The organism is Actinoplanes sp. G11-F43 (genome assembly GCF_050589265.1).
In the GTDB taxonomy this organism is placed as follows: domain Bacteria; phylum Actinomycetota; class Actinomycetes; order Mycobacteriales; family Micromonosporaceae; genus Actinoplanes.
Genome location: NZ_JBNZCE010000056.1, coordinates 39,324 through 49,975, shown reverse-complemented (window position 1 = coordinate 49,975; position 10,652 = coordinate 39,324). Strand labels below are relative to the sequence as shown.

Annotated in this window: 10 protein-coding genes; 4 read left to right on the top strand and 6 right to left on the bottom strand. The window is 70.2% G+C overall.

Features of this window, described 5'->3' with window-relative positions; all coding sequences use genetic code 11:
• Positions 1-10: 10 nt before the first annotated feature.
• Entirely contained in the window at positions 11-1,090 is a 1,080-nt protein-coding gene (locus tag ACQ0O7_RS42045; protein ID WP_430791514.1) for a hemolysin family protein, read from the bottom strand.
• A complete protein-coding gene (locus ACQ0O7_RS42040) occupies positions 1,087-2,436 on the bottom strand; it encodes a hemolysin family protein (protein ID WP_430791513.1) in 1,350 nt (449 codons plus the stop codon). The genes ACQ0O7_RS42045 and ACQ0O7_RS42040 overlap by 4 nt, the downstream gene beginning before the upstream one ends.
• 38 nt (positions 2,437-2,474) lie before the next feature.
• On the opposite strand from ACQ0O7_RS42040, the gene ACQ0O7_RS42035 reads away from it, so the two are divergent.
• On the top strand, positions 2,475-2,867 hold the full coding sequence (locus ACQ0O7_RS42035) for a MerR family transcriptional regulator (RefSeq protein WP_430791512.1): 393 nt from the start codon (positions 2,475-2,477) through the stop codon (positions 2,865-2,867).
• A 49-nt stretch (positions 2,868-2,916) separates the two neighbouring features.
• A complete protein-coding gene (locus ACQ0O7_RS42030; RefSeq protein ID WP_430791511.1) occupies positions 2,917-3,819 on the top strand; it encodes a sporulation protein in 903 nt (300 codons plus the stop codon).
• Between the two features lie 517 nt (positions 3,820-4,336).
• Here ACQ0O7_RS42030 and ACQ0O7_RS42025 read toward each other — a convergent pair.
• Together ACQ0O7_RS42025 and ACQ0O7_RS42020 are read right to left on the bottom strand one after the other, a co-directional pair.
• Entirely contained in the window at positions 4,337-5,281 is a 945-nt protein-coding gene (locus ACQ0O7_RS42025) for an anti-sigma factor RsbA family regulatory protein (protein WP_430791510.1), read from the bottom strand.
• 68 nt (positions 5,282-5,349) lie between these two features.
• Positions 5,350-6,165, bottom strand: a complete 816-nt coding sequence (locus tag ACQ0O7_RS42020; protein WP_430791509.1) for an MEDS domain-containing protein — start codon at positions 6,163-6,165, stop codon at positions 5,350-5,352.
• A 262-nt stretch (positions 6,166-6,427) separates the two neighbouring features.
• Here ACQ0O7_RS42020 and ACQ0O7_RS42015 point away from each other — a divergent pair, with 262 nt between their 5' ends.
• Complete coding sequence (locus ACQ0O7_RS42015; RefSeq protein WP_430791508.1) at positions 6,428-6,895, top strand: hypothetical protein; 468 nt, start codon at positions 6,428-6,430, stop codon at positions 6,893-6,895.
• Between the two features lie 145 nt (positions 6,896-7,040).
• On the top strand, positions 7,041-8,039 hold the full coding sequence (locus ACQ0O7_RS42010) for a LacI family DNA-binding transcriptional regulator (RefSeq protein WP_430791507.1): 999 nt from the start codon (positions 7,041-7,043) through the stop codon (positions 8,037-8,039).
• Here ACQ0O7_RS42010 and ACQ0O7_RS42005 read toward each other — a convergent pair.
• Together ACQ0O7_RS42005 and ACQ0O7_RS42000 are read right to left on the bottom strand one after the other, a co-directional pair.
• Positions 7,937-8,635 carry a ThuA domain-containing protein gene (locus ACQ0O7_RS42005; RefSeq protein ID WP_430791506.1) on the bottom strand — a complete coding sequence of 233 codons (699 nt, stop codon included), beginning with the start codon at positions 8,633-8,635 and terminating at the stop codon, positions 7,937-7,939. The genes ACQ0O7_RS42010 and ACQ0O7_RS42005 overlap by 103 nt on opposite strands.
• A 35-nt stretch (positions 8,636-8,670) precedes the next feature.
• Positions 8,671-10,398, bottom strand: a complete 1,728-nt coding sequence (locus ACQ0O7_RS42000) for a hypothetical protein (RefSeq protein ID WP_430791505.1) — start codon at positions 10,396-10,398, stop codon at positions 8,671-8,673.
• Positions 10,399-10,652: the final 254 nt, after the last annotated feature.

Sequence of the window (10,652 nt, the reverse complement as noted above, 5' to 3'; positions counted from 1 at the left end):
CACCACACGCTCATGCTGTCGAGCGGGACTTGCGGCCGGCACGGCGGGCCGCGTCGATCACCGGGTCGGTCTCGTCGTCGAACTGGCCGATCACCTGTTCGAGGAGATCCTCCAGGGCGACCAGCCCGATCACCGCCTCGTCGTCGACGACCAGCGCCACCTGGTTGCGCAACTGCCGCATCGAGGCGATCGCGTCCAGCACCGTGGTGTCCGCGGGCAGCCGCAGCGCCGACGTCATCAGCGACCCCGCCGTCGAGTCCAGCCCGCCACCGACCGCCTTCGCCGCCTCCCGCACGTGCACGATGCCGGTGATCTCACCCTTCACATCGGTGACTGCCAGGCGCGACCGGCCGGCCTCGGTGCTGCGCAACTCCACCGTCCGGGCGTCGTCGGCCGCCGCCACCGTGACGATCCGGTCGTTCGGGGTCATCACCTCGCGCACGGTCCGGGATTCGATCTGCAGCATCGCGGTGAGCAGTTCGTGCTCGGCGTCCGGGATGGTGCCGTGCTCCTTCGACGTCTCCAGCAGCAGCCGCAGCTGCTCGGCGCTGTGCACCTGGGCCAGCTCGTCCTGCGGCTCCACCTTGAAAAGCTTCAGGCACGCGTTGGCCAGCCCGTTCAGGGCCAGCAGCACCGGCTTGAGCACGGTGGTGAACCCGACGAACGGGATCGCCAGGATGGTGGCCGAGGTCTCCGGGTGGCTGATCGCCCACGACTTCGGGGCCATCTCACCGACCACCACGTGCAGGAAGCTGACCAGCAGCACCGACAGCAGGAACGCCACCACGTACGCCGCGTCACCGGGGATCCCGACCGCGGTGAACACCGGCTCCAGCAGGTGCGCGACCGCCGGCTTGGCCAGTGCGCCCAGGCCCAGCGTGCACAGGGTGATGCCGAGCTGGGCGCCGGCCAGCATCAGCGACAGCCGCCGGGTGCCGGACATCGCCGCGCGGGCGCCCCGGGATCCCTCGGCGGCGGCCGACTCCAGCCGGTGCCGTTTCGCGGCGACCAGCGCGAACTCGGCCGCCACGAAGAACCCGTTGGCGACGAGCAGGAAGAACGAAACGATCAAAGACCAGGTGGTGTTCACTCGGTCACCTCGCTGACCTCACTGAGGGCGACGCGGGACGGCACACGCCTGCGGACTTCGAGCACGGTCAGGCGTACCGCAGCTTGGGGTTGCGGGTTTCCGTCGTCGTCGATGGTGGGCGGTGGGGTCAGCTCGACGCTCTCGCCGACCGCGGGCAGGCGGCCGAGCCGGGCCAGGACCAGGCCGGACACCGTGTCGTAGAGGTCGTCCTCGGGCAGCTGAACCCCGGTCGCCTCGGCGATCTCGTCCATCCGGGCCCGGCCGGGGATCATCCAGGAGCCGTCGGTCTTCTGCTCGATCACCGGTTCGGGGAGGTCGTCCTCGTCGCGGATCTCGCCGACCAGCTCCTCGGCCACGTCCTCCAGGGTGATGATGCCGGCGAACCCGCCGAACTCGTCGACCACCACGGCCATCTGCCGGTGTGCCGACTTCAGCCGGTCCAGCACCACCGGCAGCCGGCACGACTCGGGCAGCGCGATCGGGGGAGTGGCCAGCGTGCTGACCGGGGTGCTGTCACGCATCGCCGGGTCGAGGGCGACCACCTCGGCGATCGACACCACACCGATCACGTCGTCCAGGCCGTCGCCGATCACCGGGAACCGGGAGTGCCCGGTGTCCAGCAGCTCGACCACCCGCGACGCCGGCTCGCTGCCGCTGATCGAGGTGACGTCGACCCGAGGGCGCATCACCTCGGCGGCGGTGCGGATCCGGAAGTCCAGGCCGTGGTCCAGCAGCCGGGCGGCCCGCGCGTCCAGCACACCGTGTGCGCTGGACGCCTCGATGATCCGGTCCAGGTCCTCGGAGGTGGCGCCCTGTGGCAGCTCCTCGATCGGCTCGATGCCGACCGCGCGCAGCAGCCGGGTGGCCGTCGAGTCGAAGAACCGGATCAGCGGCCCGGCCACGGCCAGGTAGATCACCGTGGACCGGGACAGTGCCCGGGCCACCGCGACCGGTTCGGCGATCGCCAGGTTCTTCGGCGCCAGCTCACCCAGCACCATCTGCACGACGGTGGCGAAGAGCAGGGCGAACACCATCGAGACGGTGGTGGTCACCGCCTCCGGCAGCCCGGCCATGCCGAGCAGCTCGGCGGTGCCTTCGCCCAGGAACGGCTCGGCGACGTAGCCGGCGAGCAGCGCGGTGACCGTGATGCCGACCTGCGAGCCGGACAACACGAATGACAACTTCTGGGTGACGGTGAGGGCCCGGGCCGCGGCCGCGTCACCCTCGTCGGCGAGAGCACGCAGGCGCTCCCGGTCCACCGCCACGTAGGCGAACTCCTGGGCCACGAAATAGCCGGTGGCCGCGGTGAGTAGCACAATCGCCACGATGCCGATCGTGATCAGCAACCGGAGTCCTTTCGAACGTTCAACTGTATGGTTTCCCGATGAGCGATCTGTTGCGAATCGGTGAGCTCGCCGGTCAGGCCGGGGTCTCTACCCGCACCGTCGACTATTACACCCAACTGGGCCTGCTCACGTGCGCCGACCGGACCGGAGGTGGTTTCCGTCTCTATGATCCGGCGGCGGTCGACACGATCGCGACGATCAGGGGACTGGAAGCACACGGCCTGAGCCTGCAGACGATCGCCGACGCCCTGCGCGGTGAGGGCGATCGCGACCTCGCCGCCGGGCTGGCCGATCTCTCCGCCAATCTGCAGGCACTGCAGGAGGCCGCCGAGGGAGCCCCGCATGCGCACGCCCTTCTCACCCTGATCAGCGGCCGGGCACACGCCCTGATCGACCTCGCGCTCACGATCGTCGACTCGCCGCTGGTGTGATAACCATACAGCCGCACGTGTTACTGTCCGCTTTGGTATCGATACTGCCTTGGAGGACGCTTTGTTCAAACGGATGCTCGGTGCTCTCGGTGTGGGTGGGCCCAGTGTCGACACCGTCCTCAACGACCCACACACCCATCCCGGCGGTCCGATCACCGGCCGTGTCGACCTGACCGGCGGCAGCCACGACAGCTCCCTGGAGCATGTGACGTTGAGCCTGGTCACCCGGGTCGAGACGGCCGAGGGCGACGTCACCGGCGAGTTCCACCGGGTGACCGTCAGTGGCCCGCTGCACCTGGCGGCCGGGCAGGAGCTGTCCATCCCGTTCCACTTCGAGGTCCCGTGGGAGGCCCCGGTCACCGCCGTCCACGGCCGGCCGCTGCACGGCATGGTGATGGGTGTGCGCACCGAGGTCTCCGTCGACCAGGCCGTCGACAAGGGTGATCTGGACCCGATCCAGGTCGAGCCGCTGCCGGTGCAGCACCGCATCCTGGACGCCCTCCAGCAGCTCGGTTTCGCCTTCCAGACCGCCGACCTGGAGCACGGCCACATCGCCGGGTCGCCGCAGACGCTGCCGTTCTACCAGGAGATCGAGTTCCGCTCGGCCCCGCAGTACGCGCACGCGTTCGCCTCGATCGAACTGACCTTCGTCACCACCCCGCACGCGGCCGAGGTGATCCTGGAGTTCGACGGCTCGCACGACACGGTCCACCGCTACACCGTCCACCACTCCTCCGCCGACACCACCGACTGGCCCGGCCAGGTCGACGCGTGGCTCCAGCAGGCGGTCCACCACCGCCGGCACAGCGGCCATCACGGTTCCTACGGCGGCCACGACGATCATGACGGTGGCGGCATGGGCGGCGTCCTGCTGGGCGCGGCGGGCGGTTTCGCCGCCGGCTACGTGGCCGAAGAGGTCGTCGAAGAGCTTTTCGAAGAAGAAGAAGACTAACTTTTCGGTACGTTCCACCGAAACGCCACCGCTTCGTCCCCGCGAGCCAGGCGGCACACCGGACCGTCCGGCGACCGCCGGGCGAATGCGGCCCCTCCGAACCGCGTGTGGTCCGCCCGAACCGGCGGCCCGCCCGAACCGAGTGCGGCCCGCGTGAATCGCGTGCGGCCCGCGTGAACCGGCGGCCCGTGCGAACCGCGTGTGGCCCGCCCGAGCCTGCGGCCCGCCCGAGCCGCGTGCGGCCCTCGCGGCCCGCTTAACCGTGCGGTGTCTGCGGCCTGCTGACACCGCGTGCGGCGCCGGCGGCCCGTCCGAAATGTGCGGCGTCTGCGGTCGCTCCCGATCGTGTGCCGCGTTCCGGTGCGGAACGCACCGGAACGCGGCACACGAATTCACTCCTCCGTGAGCGTCATGTGCAGGCGGATGCTGGTGGCGCCCGGGCNGTGCGGCGTCTGGGGTCGCTCCCGATCGTGTGCCGCGTTCCGGTGCGGAACGCACCGGAACGCGGCACACGAATTCACTCCTCCGTGAGCGTCATGTGCAGGCGGATGCTGGTGGCGCCCGGGCGGGTGTGCACGCGGACCAGGTCACACAGGCGGTTGGTCATGATCAGGCCGCGGCCGCTCTCGGCGTCCAGCGGTGGTGGGATCCGGCCGGCCATCGGATCGGCCAGATGACCGTGGTCGTCGACCTGGCAGACCAGGCGGCCGGTCTCGGTCCACAGGCTGACGACGCCATCGCCGGCCGTGTGGGTGACGGTGTTCTCGGCCAGCTCGTTCACCGCTATCAGCAGGTCGTCGACCCGGTCGGTGGTCAGTCCGGCGTCGACCGCGTGGGCCGCCACGAACCGGCGCACCGCGGACAGTGTCTCGGCGTGACCGAAGCCGATCGTCGCAGCGGTCGGTGGCACCGGCGGTAGCGGGCGGTTGAACGTGCCGGCGGTGCGGTACGGGTCGTCGTACCACGGGCTGGCCCGCCGGGTGCCGTCGACGATCATCACGGGGTGGGTGCGCCAGGCGTCGGACACCCGGTCCCGCGGTAGGGCTCCGGTGTCGTACGGGCACAGGATCGCCGCCTCCCGGCCCGCGAACGCCGCGTTGACCAGGGCTTCGTGCGCCGCGCACGCCAGATATTCGAGCCGGCCGCGGCCGGGCCAGACCGGCTCGCCGATGACCGAGATCCGGCGGCCGTGATGGGCCGAACTGAACGGCAGCAGCACCCCGGGCAGCAGCCAGCCCGGATTTCGGCCGTCCACGGTGATGTCCGCGAACGTCACCTCGGCCGCCACGTCGGCCAGCGCGGACCGGAGCAGGCCCAGCTTCGGCGGCGGCACCGCCACCAGCACCGGCTCCCCGGCGGCCACCGCGTCCCGGACGAAACCGGTGGTGCAGGTGAGGTAGGCGGCGTGGCTGTCGTACAGCAGGCCCGGATGCTCGAATCCGGCCCGGACCGCTGGCGTCACCGGATCACCTCGGCCGACCGGGTCCGGCGGTGTCAGCGAGTCGTCTCCGCTGAACCGGGCCGGCGGGGTCACCGGATCGCCTCCGCCGAACCGAACCGGCTCAGCAGCCGCCGGATCGCCCGGGACGGCCCGACCAGCCGTAACCGGTGGGCCGACGACGCGGCTGCCCGCGCCAGGATCCGGATCGCGGCCGCGTCGGCGAACCGCAACCCGGACAGGTCAACGGTCAGCGGCCCGTCGTCGGCCGGACTGTCGTCGGCCATGTGCTCGACCAGGGTGCGCAGCGCCCGACGGTTGGACAGGTCGGCCTCACCGTGCAGGGCGATCCCGGGCGGATCGTCGGTGCGTACCGCCCGCAGCAGCGGCACCGCCGACGGATCGGTGTCGTAGCCGATCGTGGCCGGATGCGACCAGCACACCCGGGTCAGTTCGGCCCGGCTGAACAGCCGCCTGTCGTAGAGGCACACCGCCATCGCGAACCCCTCCGCGAAGAACCGGTTGACTTGCGCCTCGAACCAGCACACCCGGTCGGCGCCGGGCACCGGGCCACTGGCCCACGACATGTCCCCGGCCGCGCGCAGCCCCCGGTATCCGGCGGCCCGGGCCCGCGCCGACTCCTCCCGCCAGGTGTCGATCGCGGCTTCCGGATCGAAGACCCCGCCCGCGACGTACGTGGCGGTGCGCAACTGTCCGGGCCGCAGCCGGTCCGGCAGTCCCGCGTCGATCTCCGGTTCGAAGTCGCCGAACCACAGGATCCGGTGCCCGTCCCGAACCCCGGCCCGGACCAGCGCGGTCAGTGCCCGGCCCCGGGATTCGTCGTCGTCGAACACCACACAGGCGTGGTCGCCGGGCCCGAGACGATCGATGGTGTCAGCTCGCAGCATGCGCAGCCCCCCTCAGCCGGTCATCCTGTCCGCGCACGTCATCGCGGGCCAGAGACGTCATCCGATCGAGGAGCAGCACTGATCCGGCCGGGGACCACCGGGGGGCGGCGCGCCGGGCCGGCCCTTCCCGCACCCCGCGCGTGGGGGCGCCTGTCTGCACGCCGCGCCCGTCCCCACCCCGCGCCGGCGGAATCGGGTCGGAAAGGGGATCGGCGTTCTGGTAGCTTTCGGGATTCAACGGGGTTCAACGTGAGGATCTGCTTTGCGTCACCAGCGTTTCGGCCTGCTTCTCTCCACCGCCGCCGCGGTCGTGCTGATCAGCGGATGTGACTCGGGTGGGGAGCCGGGTGACAGCGCGGCCGGCACGCCGGCGGCTCCGGTCCCGACCGAGGTGGCCAGCACCGCGCCGACGCCGGACGAAGCCACCGTCAAGGCCTGTGAGGCGCTGCTCACCTCGATCGAGTCGAACGTGCAGAAGATCGCCGAGGCGGAGAAGATCGGGCCGCCGTCGGGGCACGACGCGGTCGGTGCGGCTTATGCGGCGGGTGCCGCCGACATCGAGCTCGGCAAGTTCGGGGCCAGTCCGCTCGTCACCGACGCCGCCGCTCAGGTGGGTGTGGAGATGGACGCGCTGAAGGACGCGTGGGCGAAGAATCCGGCGAAGAAGCCGAGCAAGTCGAAGCTGAACGCGGCGGTCACCGAGCTGGAGACGGCCTGCGGACAGGACTGAGGGTTCCGTCCGGCTCGCATCCGCCCGGCGGTCGCGCTGACGGCCCGGTGTGCCGCCGGTCTTGCGCGGACGACACGGCCGGTGTCTGCTGCGGTTGGGGACGGGTTACTCGTACCGGAAAGCGGGGTTGATCTTGAAAGCCACCATGGCGGAGATCGCCGCGGCCGCCGGGGTTTCGCTGGCCACCGTGTCGAAGGTGTGGAACGGGCGGGCCGACGTGTCGGAGAGCACCCGGCGGCGAGTCGACGACCTGCTGCGCGAGCACGGTTACCGGGGGCGCGCGGTGCGGCGGGAGGCGTCGGCCGGGGTGATCGACGTGGTGTTCTCGGAGATCGACTGTGCCTGGGAGGGCGAGCACATCCGCGGGCTGGAGGCGGCCGGATCCGACGCGGGTGTCCGGATGGTGGTGTCCGCTCTTGATCGTGGTGAGACTTCCCGTCGGCAGTTGTTGAGCCGGTTGCGGGCCGGGCGGACCGACGGGGTGATCCTGGCTACCGACACCGCGTCCGGCGCGCTGGTGTCGGCGCTGAGCCGGCTGCACGTGCCGGTCGTGACGATCGACCAGCTGGCCTGGAACCCGGATCTGCCGTTTGTGGACGCCGCCAACTTCGCCGGGGCCCGAGTCGCCACCGCCCATCTGCTGAGCCTCGGCCATACCCGGATCGGCCTGGTCAGCGGCCTGGAGCAGCTGATGTGCAGCCGGGCCCGGCGGGACGGCTTCCTGGCCGCGCACGACGACGCCGGCCTGACACCGGATCCGGATCTGATCGAGCGCGGCGATTTCAACGTGCCGTCGGGGATCGCCGCCGGAGCCCGTCTGCTCGACCGGCGGCATCCACCGACCGCGATCTTCGCGATGAACGACGGCATGGCGATGGGTGTGTACAAGGCGGCGCGGCTTCGCGGCGTGACCGTTCCTGATCAGCTGAGTGTGGTCGGGTTCGACGATCTGCCGTCGGTGCGGTGGGCCTCGCCGCCGTTGACCACGGTGCGTCAGCCGTTGCGGGAGATGGGTGCGCTCGCCATGCGCACCGTGCTCGGTCAGGCCGACGGTGGGGTGCTGGACACCGAGTTGGTGGTGCGGGAGAGCACCGCCTCGCCGGCCGCCCAGAGCAGGCCGCGCTCGGTCAGCGTGCGGACCTGAGGCACCCGTAGGTCGGCGGGGGAGTGGCCGAGGGTGGACACGAAGACCCGTCCGTCGCCGAAGTTCCGGGTCCACACGACGGGCATCACCACTCCGGCGGTGTCCGGTTCGCCGTGGCCGCCGTCGAAGGTGGTGGTGGCCAGAACGTTCAGTCTCGGGTCGACGTGGCAGTAGTACTGCTCGGTCCGGATGCCGAACGACTCCAGCCCCGCCACGATCGGATCCCGGCCGTCGACGATGTCGACCCGGTGGTCGATGATCCCGCCCGGGTGGAAGATGAACCGCCCACCCACCATGAACTGGTATTTCGCGGCGTTGTAGCCGAACGCGACGATTCCGCCGTGCCATCCGGCGAACCCGGCGCCGTCCCGGACCCGCCCGACCAGCCCGTCCTCCTGCTCCGGCGTGAGATCACCCCCGGTCCAGCACTGCACGATCAGGTCGGCGGCGTCGAGCACGGCCTTGTCGGTGTAGACGTCGAGGCTGTCGGAGACGGTCACGGAGTGCCCGCGCGCCTCGAGGAGGTCCCGGAACATCTCGGTGCAGACGACCGGCTCATGGCCGTCCCATCCACCGCGCACGATCAACACGCTCATGGGCACCCACGCTAGCGCGGGTGCCCGGACGTTCGTCAGTCGGTGAGCCGGATGCTGCTGAGGGTCTGCGGATCGTCGGAGACCGCCCGCAGGATCGCCGGGCTGTTCTCCGGGATCAGGTACGTCTTCGTGTTCGGCTGCAGGGTGTAGATCGCGGACTGTCCGGCCTCCAGCGTGGGCGGGCCGGTCCGCACCTTCCAGAAGTTGGTGATCGTGACGGTGGTGACCAGCGAGAAGAACGGCGTGACCGGTTCGTCCGAACGGTTGGTGACCTGGACGGTCAGTGACTCGATGCGCTCACCGGGGGTGACCGGCGTGGTCACCGAGAATTCGAGGGGCTGCGGCGTGGCCGCCGCGATGACGAAACAGGTGGCGGCGGGCAGGAACAGCGCACCGGTCACCGCCGCCGTCGCCCGGCGTCCCTTCACGATCCCGATTCGGTACGCCTCCGTGAAGTCCGCACGGCTCGTGGTGACCAGCGCGGCCAGCCACAACGGCATGGTCAGCACCCAGTAGCCGTCCTGCGAGCGGGTCGACACCATGAAGATCATCCACGGGAGCACCGCGATCGCCGGGCCGAGCGTGCGCAGGTGCAGCGCGAACGCCGCGAGCATGCCCACCAGCAGCACGATCGTCGCCCGGCCGTAGTAGTCGAGTGCCCCACTGCCGCCGATCACGTAGTGGGTCAGGCCGGTCAGGCCCTGCCCGTGCGGAACCGCGTGCTGCAGCAGGGGCTCGAACACGCCGGTCAGCCAGGCGCTCGGGTTCGCGATGATGAACGGCGCGCTGGTCAGGAAGAACACGGCCAGGGCGGTTCCGCCGTACCGCAGCAGCAGCATGAACGTGCGGCCCAGGCCCAACTCGCCCAGCCTCAGCATGATCAGGCCCACCACCAGGAACAACGCCAGGAACCAGCCCAGCTGGTGGATCGAGCAGGCCACACCCAGCGCCACCGCGCGCAGGATCCCGTGCCAGCCGAGCCGGCCCTCCCGGCCGATCTTCGGCCACGCCCACAGCGCCAGGCACAGGAACGGCATGGCGATCATCGACGGGTACGCGTTGTCCGCGTAGTTGGTGAGAGTCCCCAGCCCGAGCACCCCGAGCGTGGCGATCGGCCGCAGCGGCTGCGGTGCCACGAAGAACACGAACAGCGCCGTCGCGAGCATCGCCAGCCAGGCCACCAGAACGATGCCGACCAGCGAGGGGAACACCCACTGCGCAACCGCGCCGAGGCTGACACCCAGCGGCGGATAGCCGAAGTCGAAGACCGTCCGGCCCTCCATCAGCTGCGTCGGCAGGTTCGGGTCGATCTGCGGCCACTCGGAGGTGTATGGGTTGCGGCCGTCCGCCACGCCCCGGGCCGCCGCGTCCATCAGCATGCCCTCGTCGACGGTCAGTTCCTTCTGGCCGGAGATCCCCGGCCAGGCCGTCGTGGCCTTGAGCACGATCGCGGTGACCAGTGCACCGACGTCCAGACGCGCCAGGGCCCGGTGTCCCGGTGCGGTGAACGCGAGAACCCCGAGGATCAGGATCGTCAGGTAGCAGGCGGTGATGGCCAGCGCGAGCCATGGCCGGGCCAGCGCGTGGGTGGTCCACACCGCACGCGTCCCCACGATCAGACCCATCACCGCGGCCAGCGTCAACGCCCGGTGCAGCCACAGCATCATGTCCGGTCCGGCCGGAACGGCCTCCGCCGGCAGCTCATCCGGACTCTTGCTGTCCGGATGGGGCCGAGCCGTACCCGGCTCAAGATCGTAAACCATCGGAGCAGCTTACAAGTATGTCCATGCGTCGAATAACTAGGTCCATCGCCGACGGTCCGATCCGGAGTGTCCACTGCTGACCAGGCAAAAAGCTCTTCCATGGCCCCGGTCCGGGACTTCGGTCGCCGCGCGGGGTGACCTCAGTTTTATTGTGATGTAAATAAATACATAAATAGATGCAGCTGGACCTCACCCCCAAATATGTTGATCGACATCCTTATGTGTTCCACGCGCCCAAAACGGGCAGTGCGTCG